General features: G+C 51.1%; 20 protein-coding genes. 10 read left to right on the top strand and 10 right to left on the bottom strand.

The genetic code is table 11. The annotated features are described in order from the left end of the window. On the bottom strand, positions 1-1,469 hold a 1,469-nt coding region (gene yjeM / locus JTI85_RS03405; protein ID WP_219352558.1), incomplete at its 3' end, for a glutamate/gamma-aminobutyrate family transporter YjeM. Positions 1,470-1,685: 216 nt separating this feature from the next. After that, on the bottom strand, positions 1,686-2,663 hold the full coding sequence (epmA, locus tag JTI85_RS03400; protein WP_048212905.1) for an elongation factor P--(R)-beta-lysine ligase: 978 nt from the start codon (positions 2,661-2,663) through the stop codon (positions 1,686-1,688). Positions 2,664-2,987: 324 nt separating this feature from the next. Between epmA and frdA the strand changes: the two genes are divergently transcribed. From frdA to frdD, 4 genes are read left to right on the top strand one after another with little or no spacing between them, the layout of a single operon-like run. Continuing rightward, a complete protein-coding gene (gene frdA, locus JTI85_RS03395) occupies positions 2,988-4,778 on the top strand; it encodes a fumarate reductase (quinol) flavoprotein subunit (protein WP_048212906.1) in 1,791 nt (596 codons plus the stop codon). Next, positions 4,771-5,505, top strand: coding sequence for a fumarate reductase iron-sulfur protein (frdB, locus tag JTI85_RS03390; RefSeq protein ID WP_048212907.1), 735 nt, complete (start codon positions 4,771-4,773; stop codon positions 5,503-5,505). The genes frdA and frdB overlap by 8 nt, the downstream gene beginning before the upstream one ends. Before the next feature lie 10 nt (positions 5,506-5,515). Continuing rightward, positions 5,516-5,911 (top strand): fumarate reductase subunit FrdC, encoded by a 396-nt coding sequence (frdC, locus tag JTI85_RS03385; protein WP_048212908.1) that lies wholly within the window; start codon positions 5,516-5,518, stop codon positions 5,909-5,911. A 10-nt stretch (positions 5,912-5,921) separates the two neighbouring features. After that, the gene (gene frdD / locus JTI85_RS03380) at positions 5,922-6,281 is read left to right on the top strand and encodes a fumarate reductase subunit FrdD (RefSeq protein WP_048212909.1); all 360 of its coding nucleotides are present in this window, start codon (positions 5,922-5,924) and stop codon (positions 6,279-6,281) included. A 41-nt stretch (positions 6,282-6,322) separates the two neighbouring features. Here frdD and ampR read toward each other — a convergent pair whose 3' ends face one another. Next, positions 6,323-7,198, bottom strand: coding sequence for a LysR family transcriptional regulator AmpR (gene ampR / locus JTI85_RS03375; RefSeq protein ID WP_219352112.1), 876 nt, complete (start codon positions 7,196-7,198; stop codon positions 6,323-6,325). Positions 7,199-7,329: 131 nt separating this feature from the next. Here ampR and blaCMY point away from each other — a divergent pair, with 131 nt between their 5' ends. Both blaCMY and JTI85_RS03365 read left to right on the top strand, forming a co-directional pair. Beyond that, positions 7,330-8,475 (top strand): CMY-2 family class C beta-lactamase, encoded by a 1,146-nt coding sequence (blaCMY, locus tag JTI85_RS03370; protein WP_115601116.1) that lies wholly within the window; start codon positions 7,330-7,332, stop codon positions 8,473-8,475. Positions 8,476-8,568: 93 nt separating this feature from the next. After that, positions 8,569-9,102 (top strand): lipocalin family protein, encoded by a 534-nt coding sequence (locus JTI85_RS03365; protein ID WP_048212912.1) that lies wholly within the window; start codon positions 8,569-8,571, stop codon positions 9,100-9,102. Here JTI85_RS03365 and sugE read toward each other — a convergent pair. Further along, positions 9,099-9,416, bottom strand: coding sequence for a quaternary ammonium compound efflux SMR transporter SugE (gene sugE / locus JTI85_RS03360; protein WP_000118520.1), 318 nt, complete (start codon positions 9,414-9,416; stop codon positions 9,099-9,101). The genes JTI85_RS03365 and sugE overlap by 4 nt on opposite strands. A 259-nt stretch (positions 9,417-9,675) precedes the next feature. Between sugE and JTI85_RS03355 the strand changes: the two genes are divergently transcribed. Then, on the top strand, positions 9,676-10,275 hold the full coding sequence (locus JTI85_RS03355) for a LuxR C-terminal-related transcriptional regulator (protein ID WP_048212914.1): 600 nt from the start codon (positions 9,676-9,678) through the stop codon (positions 10,273-10,275). A 30-nt stretch (positions 10,276-10,305) separates the two neighbouring features. Here JTI85_RS03355 and ecnB read toward each other — a convergent pair whose 3' ends face one another. The 3 genes from ecnB to efp form a co-directional block, all read right to left on the bottom strand. Continuing rightward, positions 10,306-10,452 (bottom strand): lipoprotein toxin entericidin B, encoded by a 147-nt coding sequence (gene ecnB, locus JTI85_RS03350; protein WP_003025482.1) that lies wholly within the window; start codon positions 10,450-10,452, stop codon positions 10,306-10,308. Between the two features lie 107 nt (positions 10,453-10,559). Continuing rightward, on the bottom strand, positions 10,560-10,694 hold the full coding sequence (gene ecnA, locus JTI85_RS03345) for a lipoprotein antitoxin entericidin A (protein WP_040232999.1): 135 nt from the start codon (positions 10,692-10,694) through the stop codon (positions 10,560-10,562). Positions 10,695-10,793: 99 nt separating this feature from the next. Further along, positions 10,794-11,360 carry an elongation factor P gene (efp, locus tag JTI85_RS03340; protein ID WP_003025478.1) on the bottom strand — a complete coding sequence of 189 codons (567 nt, stop codon included), beginning with the start codon at positions 11,358-11,360 and terminating at the stop codon, positions 10,794-10,796. 41 nt (positions 11,361-11,401) lie between these two features. On the opposite strand from efp, the gene epmB reads away from it, so the two are divergent. Continuing rightward, complete coding sequence (gene epmB, locus JTI85_RS03335; RefSeq protein ID WP_048212915.1) at positions 11,402-12,430, top strand: EF-P beta-lysylation protein EpmB; 1,029 nt, start codon at positions 11,402-11,404, stop codon at positions 12,428-12,430. A 183-nt stretch (positions 12,431-12,613) separates the two neighbouring features. Next, complete coding sequence (yjeJ, locus tag JTI85_RS03330) at positions 12,614-13,477, top strand: YjeJ family protein (protein ID WP_219352111.1); 864 nt, start codon at positions 12,614-12,616, stop codon at positions 13,475-13,477. Between the two features lie 179 nt (positions 13,478-13,656). Here yjeJ and JTI85_RS03325 read toward each other — a convergent pair whose 3' ends face one another. The 3 genes from JTI85_RS03325 to JTI85_RS03315 form a co-directional block, all read right to left on the bottom strand. Further along, entirely contained in the window at positions 13,657-14,010 is a 354-nt protein-coding gene (locus tag JTI85_RS03325) for a DUF4156 domain-containing protein (RefSeq protein WP_003025468.1), read from the bottom strand. 252 nt (positions 14,011-14,262) lie between these two features. After that, the gene (gene groL / locus JTI85_RS03320) at positions 14,263-15,906 is read right to left on the bottom strand and encodes a chaperonin GroEL (RefSeq protein WP_003830576.1); all 1,644 of its coding nucleotides are present in this window, start codon (positions 15,904-15,906) and stop codon (positions 14,263-14,265) included. A 43-nt stretch (positions 15,907-15,949) separates the two neighbouring features. Beyond that, entirely contained in the window at positions 15,950-16,243 is a 294-nt protein-coding gene (locus tag JTI85_RS03315; protein WP_005120976.1) for a co-chaperone GroES, read from the bottom strand. Between the two features lie 275 nt (positions 16,244-16,518). On the opposite strand from JTI85_RS03315, the gene yjeH reads away from it, so the two are divergent. After that, positions 16,519-17,027: L-methionine/branched-chain amino acid transporter (yjeH, locus tag JTI85_RS21235; RefSeq protein WP_255575066.1), on the top strand; the 509-nt coding region annotated here is incomplete at its 3' end.

Genomic DNA, 17,027 nt, shown 5'->3' with positions numbered 1-17,027 from the left:
CGGCGACTGTAGTTCTGATAGATCGCCATCGCCAGCAGTGAGAAGAAGATCGGGCCACCGGTCATCCACAATGCGCTGTTCCAGTCCCCGGCCTCAATCACCGGCTGGATGATGGTGAATACGTTGGCAAACGTCACCACCAGAACGACCACACCTGTTGCCAGTAGCGTCGCCGCTCGGGTTTTAAAGACCACAAACGGTCTTTCCAGACTCGTGCGGGCTTTAAAGAACGGAAACGCCAGCGCAAGGAACAGATACGGCAGCGTCATCGAAACGTTCGCCATCAGGGTCAATTTGTTATAAAACGCTGAAGCCGTATCGCCGCCGAACGAAACCAGCAGGATAAACAGGCTTACCAGCAGACACTGCAACCACATTGCGGTCGTCGGCATCCCCACCGCATTCAGTTTGGTCATCGGCGCGGGCCACAATGCCTTCGGCGTACCCTGAATAATCGCTTTCAACGGCGAGTAGCTAAGGGTAAAAAAAGCACCGGTATAGGCAAGGAACATCGAAAGCCCGGTGATACGCGCGAACCATACGCCCATCGCCATCGCGGTCTCAGGGGAAAGATGCAGCGCATTACCCAACGTCATCCCGAGGCTCTTCATCAGGATATAAGTAATATTGCCGAGGTTGACCGAGCTATTACTTAATACCTGCTGCCAGTTGGTGCTAACGCCCCATAAAAAAATGGCCAGTGAATAACCAACAGAAATGACAATAGCGGCAAAAACAATGCCTTTAGCAAAGTTCTTTTCTGGTTTTTCTGTTTTATCAACTAATCCACCCACGGCCTCTATTCCGCCGTAAGCAAAAATGGCGAATACCACAAATGACAGCATGGACAGACCAGACTGATATCCCGGATTAGGCGAGGAGATAAAATTAATATCCTGAGCAAAGTGGCCACCAGTTAATAACAAAATAGCGACACTCACTAACAACAGAACTAAATTAAGACACATTACGGCAATTCCGCCTACTGCCGTAATACGCGCAATCTTATTAATACCCCGGGAGGCCACGCAGGTCACCAGAATCATCCAGCCAACGGCGAGCAGTCCGACGACCTGCGTAGGCTCAAGCCCCGCGATACGCCAGTGCTGGGTCATGTCTGCGCCAAATAAGAAGGTTGAAAAAGGTACCCAGACTTTCGCGGCAGTACTGACCATCCAGATAACATAGGAGGAGAACCACATAAAGGTGCCGATAAAGGCATAGCGAGGTCCAACGCTATTATTCATCCACGAATAGATTCCACCCTCTTCTTTCCGATAGGCGGAACCCATTTCCGCCATCATTAAAGCAAATGGAATAAAGAATAATAATGCAGAAAATACATACCATGGAATAGCACTGTATCCCATTAAATAGAAAGCCGAAGGGCTATTGGCAAATCCAAAAACTGACGTAAATATCATAAGGATGAGACCTGGCAGGCTCATCTTCTTTATTGTTTGGGTCATTCAACTATCCCTTACTCTGGCAAGCGTTTCGCAAACGCCGCTCACCGATTGGCACCGCTCTCTTTGCAGAGTTCAGCAATTAAAAATCAACACAGAATTGATACCTAAACGATATCAGATATCCAGATGTAAATTGTGGCCATTAGAGGGAAAGTGAAAAAATGTGCTACAAAGTGGCGGTTTTATCGCCACTTTGTATTGTAGAGGGATAACCCGTTATGCACGATCGACGGTAAAGGCGATAACGTCAGCCAGACTCTCAGCGCCCAGCGCCAGCATCACCAGACGGTCAACACCCAGCGCCACGCCAGAGCAATCCGGCATCCCAACCTTCAACGCTTCAAGCAGGTTGGTGTCAATGGGCTGCTGCGGCAGGCCGCGCGCGGCACGTTTACGATTATCCTGCTCGAATCGTTGCTGCTGTTCACGTGCATCAGTCAACTCATGGAAACCATTCGCTAGCTCAATACCTTTGTAATAAACCTCGAAACGCTCAGCCACGCGATGATCTTCGGTACTGATTTGTGCCAGTGACGCCTGACTGGCCGGGAAATGGTACACAAACGTTGGTTTGTCTTTGCCAATATGTGGCTCAACGCCCATTGTAAACAGCAGTTGCAGCAAGGTATCCCGGTCCTCTTCAGTATCCGCGATATTGCTGAGATCCAGCTTCGCCGCCACTTCCCGCAGTTGGGTTTTATCCGCAGACAGCGGGTCAATCTCCAGATGACGCTGGAAAGCTTGCTGGTAAGAAAGGCTTTCGGCAGGTGAACAGTCCAGCACTTGCTGCAGCAAATCATCCACTTCGTTCATCAGGCGATACATGTCGTAGTGTGGGCGATACCACTCAAGCATGGTGAACTCAGGATTATGATGACGTCCCATCTCTTCATTACGGAAGCTGCGACATAGCTGATACACCGGGCCACATCCTGCGACCAGCAGGCGCTTCATATGGTATTCCGGGCTGGTCATTAAATAGAGGTTCATCCCCTGGGAATGACCAGGGCCGACGAAACGCGTTTCGAACGGGAACAGGTGGATGTCCGTTACCGTCGCCTGACTCATGCAAGGTGTCTCAACCTCAAGCACTCCACGATCGGCAAAAAAGCGACGAATCTCCGCTATAATTGCTGCACGTTTTAACAGATTGGGGATGGACGCGCTCGGCTGCCAGGTTGCCGTTTCGCTCATGGTTGTTTCTCCGATTTCAGACAAGGGCACGAAGTCTACTCGTATCGCGCTAGCGAGACAAATTTCACGCGGGAATAATAAACACTGGCTGGCGGGTAAAAAAAGCAACATTGGGTGGTTTAGTAATTAAATTAATCAAATTCAATGATAATTCAGCCCTCTGATACGCTAAAAAAATCGAACACGTCAAATTTCCCTCACATCCCTAAGACTATACTATTGTACCTATAAAGGAGCAGTGGAAACGCGTTCATAACCTGTTTGAATCCGATTAAGCATCTGAATTCGGGCGGGGATGAAATAACAACAATCTGGAGGAATGTCGTGCAAACCTTTCAAGCCGATCTTGCCATTATAGGCGCCGGTGGCGCGGGATTGCGTGCAGCAATTGCTGCCGCACAAGCAAATCCCAACGCTAAAATCGCACTGATCTCAAAAGTGTACCCAATGCGCAGCCATACCGTTGCTGCCGAAGGCGGCTCTGCTGCTGTCGCGCAGGATCATGACAGCTTTGACTACCATTTTCACGATACGGTAGCAGGCGGAGACTGGCTGTGTGAGCAGGATGTCGTGGATTACTTTGTCCACCACTGCCCAACTGAAATGACGCAACTGGAACAATGGGGCTGCCCATGGAGCCGCCGTGAAGACGGTAGCGTCAACGTACGTCGCTTCGGCGGCATGAAAATCGAGCGTACCTGGTTTGCCGCGGATAAAACCGGCTTCCACATGCTGCATACGCTGTTCCAAACTTCTTTGCAGTTCCCGCAAATTCAGCGCTTTGATGAACACTTCGTTCTGGATATCCTGGTGGACGACGGTCATGCTCGCGGCCTGGTCGCCATGAACATGATGGAAGGCACCCTGGTACAAATCCGTGCTAACGCAGTCGTGATGGCAACGGGCGGCGCGGGTCGTGTTTACCGTTACAACACCAACGGCGGCATCGTAACCGGCGACGGTATGGGCATGGCGCTGAGCCACGGCGTTCCGCTGCGTGATATGGAATTCGTTCAGTATCACCCAACAGGTCTGCCTGGTTCCGGTATCCTGATGACTGAAGGCTGCCGTGGTGAAGGTGGTATTCTGGTCAACAAAAATGGCTACCGTTATCTGCAAGACTACGGCATGGGTCCAGAAACTCCGCTGGGCGAGCCGAAAAACAAATACATGGAACTCGGTCCGCGTGACAAAGTTTCTCAGGCTTTCTGGCACGAATGGCGTAAAGGCAACACCATCTCCACCCCACGTGGCGATGTTGTTCACCTCGACCTGCGCCATCTCGGCGAGAAAAAACTGCTCGAACGTTTACCGTTCATCTGCGAACTGGCGAAAGCCTACGTGGGTGTCGATCCGGTTAAAGAACCGATCCCGGTACGCCCGACCGCACACTACACCATGGGCGGTATCGAAACCGATCAGCACTGCGAAACCCGTATTAAAGGTCTGTTCGCGGTGGGTGAATGTTCCTCTGTTGGTCTGCACGGCGCTAACCGTCTGGGCTCTAACTCCCTGGCGGAACTGGTGGTCTTCGGTCGTATGGCCGGTGAACAAGCTGCGGAACGCGCTGCAACAGCTGGCGCTGCAAACAGTGCCGCTCTTGATGCACAGGTTGCTGGCGTTGAAAAACGTCTGAAAGATCTGGTTAACCAGGAAGGTAACGAAAACTGGTCTAAGATCCGTGACGAAATGGGTATCTCCATGGAAGAAGGTTGCGGCATCTACCGTACACCGGAACTCATGCAGAAAACCGTTGATAAGCTGGCGGAACTGCAGGAGCGCTTCAAGCGCGTACGTATCACTGATACTTCCAGCGTATTCAACACCGACCTGCTGTACACCATTGAACTGGGTCACGGCCTGAACGTTGCCGAATGTATGGCGCACTCCGCGCTGGCACGTAAAGAATCCCGCGGCGCGCACCAGCGTCTGGATGAAGGCTGCACCGAGCGTGACGACGTGAACTTCCTCAAACATACCCTCGCCTTCCGCGATGCTGACGGCACGACTCGCCTGGAATACAGCGACGTGAAAATCACCACTCTGCCACCGGCTAAACGTGTTTACGGTGGCGAAGCGGAAGCAGCCGATAAGAAGGAGAAGGCGAATGGCTGAGTTGAAAAACCTGAAAGTTGAGGTGGTGCGCTATAACCCGGAAACCGATACTGCGCCGCACAGTGCTTTCTATGAAGTTCCTTATGATGAAACCACGTCTCTGCTGGATGCGTTGGGCTACATCAAAGATAACCTGGCACCAGACCTGAGCTATCGCTGGTCCTGCCGTATGGCAATTTGCGGCTCTTGCGGCATGATGGTCAACAACGTGCCGAAACTGGCGTGCAAAACCTTCCTGCGTGATTACACCAACGGTATGAAGGTTGAAGCGCTGGGCAACTTCCCGATTGAACGCGATCTGGTCGTCGATATGACGCACTTCATCGAAAGTCTGGAAGCGATCAAGCCGTATATCATTGGTAACCCGCGTACACCGGATCAGGGTCCAAACACCCAGACTCCGGCGCAGATGGCGAAATATCATCAGTTCTCCGGTTGCATCAACTGTGGTCTGTGTTACGCCGCGTGTCCGCAGTTCGGCCTGAACCCTGAGTTCATTGGACCGGCTGCAATTACGCTGGCGCATCGCTATAACGAAGATAGCCGCGACCACGGCAAGAAGGAGCGTATGGCTCAGTTGAACAGCCCGAACGGCGTCTGGACCTGTACTTTCGTGGGCTACTGCTCCGAAGTCTGCCCGAAACACGTCGATCCGGCTGCGGCCATTCAGCAGGGTAAAGTTGAAAGTTCAAAAGACTTTCTTATCGCTACCCTGAAACCACGCTAAGGAGTGCATGATGACGACTAAACGCAAACCCTATGTGCGGCCGATGACGTCCACTTGGTGGAAAAAGCTGCCATTTTATCGCTTTTACATGCTGCGCGAAGGCACGGCAGTTCCGGCAGTCTGGTTCAGTATTGAACTGATTTTCGGCCTGTTTGCTCTGAAGCATGGTGCTGAGTCCTGGATGGGCTTTGTCGGCTTTTTGCAAAACCCGGTGGTGGTCATCCTCAACCTGGTTGTCCTGGCTGCAGCACTGCTGCATACCAAAACCTGGTTTGAGCTGGCGCCGAAAGCCGCCAACATCATCGTAAAAGACGAAAAAATGGGGCCAGAGCCGATCATCAAAGGTCTCTGGGTAGTTACTGCGGTAGTGACCGTAGTCATACTGTATGTAGCCCTGTACTGGTAAGGAGTCCGGGATGATTAATCCAAATCCAAAACGCTCTGACGAACCTGTATTCTGGGGTCTGTTTGGTGCAGGTGGTATGTGGGGCGCAATCATTGCGCCGGTAGTGGTTCTGCTGGTTGGTATTATGCTGCCGCTGGGTCTGTTCCCGGGCGATGCGCTGAGCTATGAGCGCATTATGGCATTTGCCCAGAGCTTCATCGGACGTGCGTTTCTGTTCCTGATGATCGTTCTGCCGCTGTGGTGTGGTTTACACCGTATGCACCACGCGATGCATGACCTGAAAATCCACGTGCCTGCTGGCAAATGGGTATTCTACGGCCTGGCTGCTATCCTGACCGTTGTAACAGCGATTGGCATTCTGACTATCTAATCGCAGCTGTTACCTATTGGGCCCGCCACTGGCGGGCCTTTTTATTTGTGCAATACGCCGATCAGCCAACGAGAAAACTCGCGCATCGCAGGTGTCTCCGGGCGAGATTGCAAACGCGTTATCCAGTAACTCCCCAGATCAATCTGCGTTAAAAACGGCTGTACGATACGCTCACTACTGAGTAAATGCGTGAATATTCTGACCGGGGCGATTGCCACACCAATCCCCGCCTGCGCGGCTTCCAGCATGGTGACCGACGAGTCAAACACCACCACGTTGTGCGTCGGTGACGGCGGCGCTTCTCCAGCGGCCTGCATCCACAGCGCCCATTCATCACGACGATACGATCGTAATAGCGGAAATTTCAGGATATCTGCAGGAGTCTGAATCTGAGAGGCCAGCTCGGGTGAACAAAGCGGAGACATCAGCGCGCTACATAAATATTGCGCATCAGTATCGTGCCAGGCTCCCCCTCCGTAGCGAATGGTATAATCCAGCCCCTCTGCAGCAGGATCAACACGGTTATTATGCGTGGAAAGCTGTAAATCGATATACGGATAACACCGTTTAAAATCGTGTAGAAGTGGGAAAAGGCAACCCACCGCAAAAGTGCCCACCACACCAATTTTCAGTTTTTCCTGAGACTGGTTACCGGCAAAGCGGTCTAACATCGCCGCCATACGATCGAAAGAATCATTAAGTACAGGTAACAGACTCTCACCTTCTGTCGTGAGCATCAGGCCTCGTGAAACGCGAATAAAGAGCTGACAATTCAACTGCTGCTCCAACGCTTTCACATGCTGGCTGATGGCAGAATGCGTCACGTTAAGCTCAATTGCTGCGCGGGTAAAGCTGAGATGCCTGGCGGCCGCTTCAAAAGCCCGCAGAGAATTAAGTGGGATATAGCTACGCGTCATCATCTAACCTGTTAGAAAAACTTATATCTGCTGCTAAATTTAACCGTTTGTCAACACGGTGCAAATCAAACACACTGATTGCGTCTGACGGGCCCGGACACCCTTTCGCTTTTTATTACGGAAATGATTTCATGATGAAAAAATCGTTATGCTGCGCACTACTGCTGACAGCCTCTTTCTCAACGTTTGCCGCCGCAAAAACAGAACAACAGATTGCCGATATCGTTAATCGCACCATCACCCCGTTGATGCAGGAGCAGGCTATTCCGGGTATGGCCGTGGCCGTTATCTACCAGGGAAAACCGTATTACTTTACCTGGGGTAAAGCTGATATCGCCAATAATCGTCCGATTACACAGAACACACTGTTCGAACTCGGTTCAGTCAGTAAGACCTTCAATGGCGTGCTGGGCGGCGATGCGATCGCCCGCGGCGAAATCAAACTCAGCGATCCGGTCACCCGGTACTGGCCGGAACTCACAGGCAAACAGTGGCAGAACATTAGTCTGCTGCACTTAGCCACCTATACGGCGGGTGGCCTGCCGCTGCAGATCCCCGACGAGGTGACGAATAAAACTGCATTGCTGCGCTTTTATCAAAACTGGCAACCCCAGTGGGCCCCGGGCGCTAAACGTCTCTATGCTAACTCCAGCATTGGTCTGTTTGGCGTACTGGCGGTGAAACCCTCTGGAATGAGCTACGAAGGGGCGATGATCAGACGCGTCCTGCAGCCATTAAAACTCACTCACACCTGGATTACCGTTCCGCAGAACGAGCAACGAGATTATGCCTGGGGCTATCGCGATGGCAAGCCCGTACATGTTTCGCCAGGCCAGCTTGATGCCGAAGCGTATGGTGTGAAATCCAGCATTATGGATATGGCTCGCTGGGTTCAGGCCAATATGGACGCCAGCCACGTGCAGGAGAAAACCCTGCAGCAGGGCATCGGGCTCGCACAGTCACGTTACTGGCGCATTGGTGAGATGTACCAGGGCTTAGGCTGGGAAATGCTTAACTGGCCGGTAAAAGCAGACACTATTATCAACGGCAGCGACAGTAAAATCGCTCTGGCGGCGCTTCCGGCCGTTGAGGTAAACCCACCTGCCCCCGCAGTAAAAGCCTCCTGGGTACATAAAACAGGTTCGACTGGCGGATTTGGTAGTTATGTGGCTTTTATTCCGGAGAAAAATCTTGGCATCGTGATGCTGGCCAATAAAAGCTACCCGAATCCTGCTCGCGTCGACGCGGCATGGCGCATCCTTGAAAAACTGCAGTAACCGGCGTTGAGGTCCGATCCGTCGGGCCTCCTTTCTTCCACTTCTTTTCCTGCTGTCATCTACACTTAACAAAAATACAGCAAGGAATATCCCATGCGCATTCTGCCCGTTGTTGCTGCAGTTACGGCTGCATTTCTGGTTGTCGCTTGTAGCTCCCCAACACCGCCGAAAGGCGTTACCGTGGTGAATAACTTTGATGCCAAACGCTATCTCGGCACCTGGTATGAAATTGCGCGTTTCGACCATCGATTCGAACGTGGGCTGGAAAAAGTGACCGCAACCTACAGCCTGCGCGATGATGGTGGGCTCAACGTCATCAACAAAGGCTATAACCCGGACAGGGAAATGTGGCAAAAAACGGAAGGCAAAGCCTATTTCACCGGCGATCCTGGCCGGGCTGCTCTTAAGGTCTCGTTCTTTGGCCCTTTCTATGGTGGGTATAACGTGATTGCTCTCGATAGGGAATATCGTCATGCGCTGGTCTGCGGCCCGGATCGCGACTATCTGTGGATCCTCTCTCGCACCCCAACGATTTCAGATGAGATGAAACAGCAGATGCTGGCAGTCGCGACCCGGGAGGGATTTGAAGTGAATAAGTTGATTTGGGTAAAACAACCCGGCGCTTAGTGGGTGCTGAGCTTCAGGCCAATAATGCCGGCAACAATCAACCCCAGGCTGAGCAGACGTGCCGGACTGGCTGATTCACCCAGTAGCAGAATGCCGGTAATGGCCGCCCCGACGGCGCCAATGCCGGTCCAGACGGCATAAGCCGTACCAACCGGTAGCGTTCTCATCGCCCAGGAAAGCATAGCGATACTGACGATCATCGCCGCAATGGTGATAATACTTGGCGTTAAACGGGTAAAACCGTGGGTATATTTCAGACCAATAGCCCAGACAACTTCAAGCAGGCCCGCGATAAGTAAAACGATCCAGGACATGACTGGCTCCAGTACACAATGGGGCCGTCCCCGGGTGAAAGATGCGTTTGCAGGTCGTCCTGCAAAGCGGATGTATGAAATGGCATTTTTGCCCGGGAGAAAATGAATTTCAACCTTTTTATTCATTGCTTACTTAAAGCAAGAATTAAGCCCAATTAGAGGCGTAGTTCCCGCATTTGGCTCACATTGGACTTCTCTATGATGAAGAGCTTTCTGAACTCAGAAAGCCATTTGATCCTCTTCTGAATGCGAAAGGTTTATGCTTAAAATTTTAGTGATTGACCGGTGCCACTTCACCCGCACAGGGATAGAGGCCTTGCTTAATCATTCTGGTATGTTCAACTCTTCATTTCTGGTGTCAGGGATTAATAATCTGATGTTGGCTAAAGAGCATATTTTGCAGTGGAAGCCACATCTGGTAATCGCAGATTTATGTAGTTTTCTCAGCGATATTCACTCCAGCCCCCCCATCGCACCATTTTTTATGAGCTGCGGCGCCATCCCGCTGATTTTACTACAATCAGGCGACCGATCGCATAACCCAATCGATCCCCCTCACTCTGCCGTTCACTCGACATTGTCCAAACACATCGCGTTGCATGATCTTTCGCGCACGATCCAGAATGCACTACAGATCCGCCCCGTATTGGATACACCTAAAAATGCCACACCGCTGCTTACACCACAGGAAGAGAAGGTACTGTCGTTGTGGATGGATGGCGTTGATAACAATGCAATAGCCGCCGCGCTCTGCATTCATGGTAAGACGGTATACACCTATAAGCGAAATATCCGTATGAAGCTGCACCTGGGGAACCGCTTTTCACCGTTTCTCTCTCTACCTGAGAAGATGAATTAACGGTACGACGGTGCGTCGTACCGTTCATAGCTATTGCTGAGCCTTTGTCGCTGCACCAGAAATGGCACTACCACCCTCAGAAATATCCTGACCTACGCCTCGCGTCGTATTACACGCCGTTAATACGGAAGAAAGTACCAACACAGAAAAGATCGCAGCAATTGTCTTCTTAACCATAACGTCTTCCTTTTTTAGCCAATATTGTTTGTGTATAGCTACTTAATAATAGACAAGATCCGGGAGGGTGACGGATAAACGACCGTTTTTAAGACAACATGAGGGGACTAGCTGGCAGCGTGAGAAATTGAATTACCGAGATGTTTGATATCTTCACCGAAGCCGCGCGCCGTATTACAGCCCGCCAGGAGGGTGCTGGTGAAAAGGATAAGCATTACAAGACCGAGAAGACGTTTCATCATTCCTGCCCTGGAAAAGTATGGCGCAGCAATCTGCACCCACATCTTAGAAATACGCAAAATCATTCAGGCCGCCTGATGCAGCCTGAAAGATGAAGAATATTACTTCACGCGGGATACGTATTCGCCAGAGCGGGTATCCACTTTGATGACTTCGCCGATCTGTACGAACAGCGGAACTTTAACCACTGCACCGGTGGACAGCGTCGCTGGTTTACCACCAGTACCTGCAGTGTCACCTTTCAGACCTGGGTCGGTTTCAACGACTTCCAGCTCAACGAAGTTCGGCGGAGTCACGGAGATCGGCTGACCGTTCCACAGGGTCACGATGCATTCAGCCTGGTCCAGCAGCCATTTAGCGTTATCGCCTACCGCTTTCTCGTCAGCAGCCAGCTGTTCGAAAGTGGTGTTATTCATAAAGTGCCAGAACTCACCGTCGCTATACAGGAAAGTCAGGTTCATGTCGGCTACGTCTGCGCCTTCAGCGGAGTCGGTAGACTTGAAGGTTTTCTCTACGCGAGTACCGGTCAGCAGGCGACGCAGCTTAACGCGCGCAAACGCCTGGCCTTTACCTGGTTTAACGAATTCGCTGGCTTCAACCGCATAAGGTTCGCCGTCCAACATGATTTTAAGACCAGCACGAAAATCGTTGCTATAGTACGTTGCCATAAGGCCCTCTGAAAATTGTTAACTGGTAGCTAAGCCACAAAATGGCGCATATTGTAACCCTAAATACCCCATCCAGAGAAGATTGGTTATCGCAACTTGCCGATGTTGTGACCGATCCTGATGAACTTCTGCATCTTTTGAATATAGACGCAGATGAAAAACTGTTGGCCGGACGCGATGCGAGACGGCTTTTCGCCCTGCGCGTTCCGCGTGCGTTTATTGCCCGCATGGAAAAAGGCAATCCAGACGATCCGCTTTTGCGTCAGGTACTTACTTCTCAGGAAGAGTTCGTTTCCGCACCAGGCTACTCGACCGATCCACTGGAAGAACAGCACAGCGTGGTTCCCGGTCTGCTGCATAAATATCGCAACCGGGCGCTGCTGTTGGTTAAAGGCGGTTGTGCGGTAAATTGTCGCTATTGCTTCCGCCGACACTTCCCGTATGCTGAAAACCAGGGCAATAAGCGCAACTGGCAGGTCGCCCTGGACTACATTAGCGCACATCCTGAGCTGGATGAGATTATCTTCTCCGGTGGCGATCCGTTAATGGCCAAAGACCATGAACTGGACTGGTTGCTCACGCAACTGGAAGCCATCCCGCATATTAAGCGTCTGCGAATTCACAGCCGTTTGCCGATTGTTATCCCGGCGCGTATTACTGAAGGACTGGTCGAGCGTTTTGCACACTCTTCCCTGCAGATTCTGCTGGTCAATCACATTAATCACGCGAACGAAATTGATGAGACATTTCGTCAGGCAATGGCCAGCTTGCGTAAAGTGGGTGTCACATTGCTTAACCAAAGCGTCCTGCTGCGTGGCGTGAACGACAACGCACAAACGCTGGCAAACCTGAGCAATGCACTGTTTGATGCGGGCGTAATGCCCTATTACCTGCATGTACTGGATAAAGTGCAGGGAGCCGCTCACTTTATGGTGAGTGACGATGAGGCACGGAAAATCATGCGAGAGCTGCTGACGCTGATTTCAGGCTATATGGTCCCAAAACTGGCGCGCGAAATTGGCGGTGAGCCAAGTAAAACGCCGTTGGATTTGCAGTTACGCCAACAATAGTCATTATTGAGTGTCCGATTTCGGACACTCGACACGATTACTTATCATTTAAATTCCAACAAGTGGAGCCACACTTTTAATCTGTGCTATTTTAATTAGCGCTGTAAAATCATTCATTCGTAAATTTTATCAATAGTTTCAAATGCAGAACATCAATAAATATATGGTTAGGGAGAACCTTTGATGGCTATCAGTATTAAAGGTATTAATACCGGCGTTATTCGTCAGAAGAATGAATTTGTTGCTTTGGCATTAAAGATAAAAGAACCAAGAAATAAAGAGTCGCTGTTTTTTCTTTCTCCGCTTGGGCTAAGAGACTTGTTTATTGCTCTGGAAAGCAAGCTATACGCCAAACATCAACTAAGCGAAGACGAGCGTGTGCAATATGAGAAAGAATGCGAGAAAGCCAGCAAAAAGATGCACGAAAATATTCCTTTAATTCAGGAAGATGAGTTAAAGAATGCGGATATTAACCGTCGCATAAATTCACTGACGTTAGTGGATGATAAAGGGGAGAACTTAGCATTTTCTCTGACGCTGCATGACGGGAAAACAGATGAATTACTGATTAATGAATTACAGATTCAGGTGTTGGCGCATGCAATTATTCATGCAATAAATAATGCTGGCATGCGGGATTTAGCGCTACGAATTACATCGCTGCTGGATTTTCTGCCGCTGTACGATGTGGATTGCCAGCAAAACGACAATCTGGAATACGATTCTTATACACACCCCGAATGGAAACATAACCTGTTTAATCATTATCTGGCGATTATTTACCGCTATACGGATGATAAAGGAAAAGCCCAGTACTGTGGTTCGGTAGTAAAAACTCGCGCCCTTTCCGGCAGCAAAGAGGCCGAAGCCATTACTCGCCGTCTGCTCGATTTCAGCCCACGGCTGAAAAAACTTGCCGGTGTACCGTGCCAGGTGTTTGTCAGAACGTTGACGGGTGATAAGACGCAAAAGCTCAATCAGGATCAGTGCCTGCGCGCGCTGCATCATTTACGCGTTCAGTCTGCGCATAAGACTCAGAATGCCTGATGGCGCTGCGCTTATCAGGCCTACGATTGCATGAGCCTGTCCAGGCCACTTTATTACACAAAATAATTCAATCTGCATCGCGGCGGCAAGCGAAGAAAATCCCCAGGAGCATAGATAACTATGTGACTGGGGTTTCACAGCGCAGCCAACAAAGAGGCTGGTTGAAGGATGAAGTGTAATCAGTTAGGGCACTTATAAACCTGCCCAATCATCTCACTGGCGGTAGGAACAAAGCTGGACAGCATTCCCTGCGATGGGCTGCTGACGCCATAAATCACGTTACCGCCCATTGCCGCAGCCTGGTTACGCAGATCGTTTGCTGCGCCACGCATTGAGCCGCCCTCTTCGCCGTGCTGGCCAGAAAGCCAGTTGCTTTGCTTACCGGTTGCCGTGCCTATCAGTTGGCACTCTGCGCCAGGCTTGTCTTCGACAAAGCGTACGCTTTGCCCGGCTGAACTCAGTTCGTTGCTGGAGCTACAACCCGCCATCAGTAGCGCGGCACCAACGATCCCTGCTAAATATTTCACGTGCATGTCATTCCCCATAATCAATTAGTTGGACGTTATGTCCGTAGCTGAATCATATACTAAAAAGATGACCAAAAGAAAAACCCCCGGACATTTCTGCCCGAGGGTTTCTCAATTCTGGGAGATGAGCACCCAAATCATTCTGGTTGCAGGAAGGCGGCCAGTTTGTTAATCCCGAGGAGCTTACTCAAGTAAGTGACTGGGGTTAGCAAACGCAGCCAACGCATCTGCAGCCTGAAGGATGCAGGGTGTGGGCAATTACATCATGCCGCCCATTCCACCCATGCCGCCCATACCAGCAGCACCTAAGTCAGGCGCATCGCCTTTCGGCAGGTCGGTAACCATGCACTCGGTGGTGATCATCAGACCCGCAACAGAAGCCGCGTACTGCAGAGCAGAACGCGTTACTTTGGTTGGATCCAGGATACCCATGTCGATCATGTTGCCGTATTCTTCAGTTGCAGCGTTGTAACCGTAGTTACCGTCACCCGCTTTCACGGTGTTAGCCACTACAGACGGCTCTTCGCCGCAGTTCAGCACGATTTGACGCAGCGGGGATTCCATTGCGCGCAGCGCAACTTTGATACCCACGTTCTGGTCTTCGTTCTGGCCTTTCAGGCCGGCAATTTTGCTTGCTACACGGATCAGCGCAACACCACCACCAGCAACCACGCCTTCTTCTACCGCAGCACGAGTCGCGTGCAGGGCATCTTCAACGCGGGCTTTCTTCTCTTTCATTTCAACTTCAGTCGCAGCACCAACTTTGATAACCGCAACGCCGCCTGCCAGTTTCGCTACGCGCTCCTGCAGTTTTTCACGGTCGTAGTCTGAAGTTGCTTCTTCGATCTGCTGACGAATCTGAGTCACGCGACCCTGGATTGCAGCTTCGTCACCCACGCCATCGATGATGGTGGTGGTGTCTTTGTTGATAACAACGCGTTTAGCCTGACCCAGATCTTCCAGAGTTGCTTTTTCCAGCTCCATACCGATCTCTTCAGAGATAACGGTACCACCGGTCAGGGTAGCGATATCCTGCAGCATCGCTTTACGACGGTCGCCGAAACCAGGTGCTTTAACCGCAGCCACTTTCACGATACCGCGCATGGTGTTAACAACCAGAGTTGCCAGCGCCTCGCCTTCAACATCTTCAGCGATGATCAGCAGCGGTTTGCCTGCTTTCGCAACGGCTTCCAGAACCGGCAGCATTTCGCGGATGTTGGAGATTTTCTTATCAGCCAGCAGGATGAACGGGCTTTCCAGTTCTACTGCGCCAGTTTCCGGCTTATTGATGAAGTAAGGAGACAGGTAGCCACGGTCGAACTGCATACCTTCAACTACGTCCAGTTCGTCCTGCAGACCGGTACCGTCTTCAACGGTGATCACGCCTTCTTTACCGACTTTGTCCATCGCTTCAGCGATCAGTTTACCTACAGTTTCGTCGGAGTTAGCGGAGATGGTACCAACCTGAGCAATAGCTTTAGAGTCGGAGCACGGTACGGACAGTGCTTTCAGTTCTTCAACGGCAGCAGCGACAGCTTTGTCGATACCACGTTTCAGATCCATCGGGTTCATGCCCGCAGCAACGGCTTTCAGGCCTTCAGTGATGATGGACTGAGCCAGTACGGTTGCGGTGGTGGTACCGTCGCCTGCAGCGTCGTTCGCTTTAGAGGCAACTTCTTTCACCATCTGCGCACCCATGTTTTCGAACTTGTCTTCCAGTTCGATTTCACGTGCTACGGAAACACCATCTTTAGTGATGGTCGGTGCACCGAAAGATTTATCCAGAACTACGTTACGGCCTTTTGGACCGAGGGTAACTTTCACTGCATCTGCCAGTACATTCACGCCGCGCAGCATTTTCACACGAGCGTCGTTACCGAATTTTACGTCTTTAGCTGCCATTTTCTCTTTCCCTTAAATTCGTATGTTCAGTGTCGTTCGCGGATTAGGCTTCAACGATTGCCAGGATGTCGCTTTCGGACATGATCAACACTTCTTCATTGTCGATCTTCTCAGATTTAACACCGTAGCCATCGTTGAAAATGACGATATCGCCGACTTTCACGTCCAGCGGCTGTACAGAACCGTTGTCCAGGATGCGACCCTTACCGACAGCGATGATTTCGCCACGAGTTGATTTACCTGCAGCGGAACCGGTCAGTACGATGCCACCAGCAGATTTGGATTCAACTTCTTTACGTTTGACGATCACACGATCATGTAACGGACGAATACTCATTGATAGCTCTCCTTTGAGAAAGTCTTTATCAGTTATGGGTGACGCCGGCCCGTAAACGGTATCCCGGCTAGTGACCAGAGAGATGGGGATGGGCTTTTGTGCCTTCAAGGGGGCAAGCGAAAAAAAATTTTTATCAGCAGAAAATCCCGTCAAAACACCGACACGCCTCACATTTCATAACGATTTCAGCTACGTCGTCATAAGCAAATCCGATTGTGATACCATCGAAAATCTGCGCTGTAGCCCGGTACATGGGCATAACCGGATAACAACTTATGAGCGGATTAAAACAAGAGCTGGGACTGGCTCAAGGCGTTGGCCTGTTGTCGACATCATTGTTAGGTACAGGCGTTTTCGCCGTCCCCGCACTTGCCGCGCTGGTTGCTGGCAACAACAGCCTGTGGGCATGGCCGGTGCTGATCGTTTTAGTCTTTCCGGTGGCGATTGTCTTTGCCGTACTCGGTCGCCATTTTCCCAGCGCAGGCGGCGTGGCGCATTTTGTCGGCATGGCCTTTGGCTCACGGCTTGAGCGCGTTACCGGGTGGCTTTTTTTATCGGTAATTCCAGTGGGGTTACCTGCGGCATTGCACATTGCCGCCGGATTCGGCCAGGCAATGTTTGGCTGGCATGGTTGGCAGCTTCTGTTAGCAGAGCTCGGCACGCTGGTATTGGTCTGGTACATCGGTTCGCGGGGTGCCAGCTCCAGCGCAAACCTGCAAACGGTCATTGCCGGACTGATTGTTGCCCTCATTGTTGCTATCTGGTGGGCGGGCGATCTGAAACC

It is taken from the genome of Citrobacter sp. Colony219 (genome assembly GCF_019382635.1).
Classification (GTDB): Bacteria; Pseudomonadota; Gammaproteobacteria; order Enterobacterales; family Enterobacteriaceae; genus Citrobacter; species Citrobacter youngae.
Note: the sequence above shows the minus strand (reverse complement) of the source record. Positions and strands in the feature narration are given on the sequence as shown.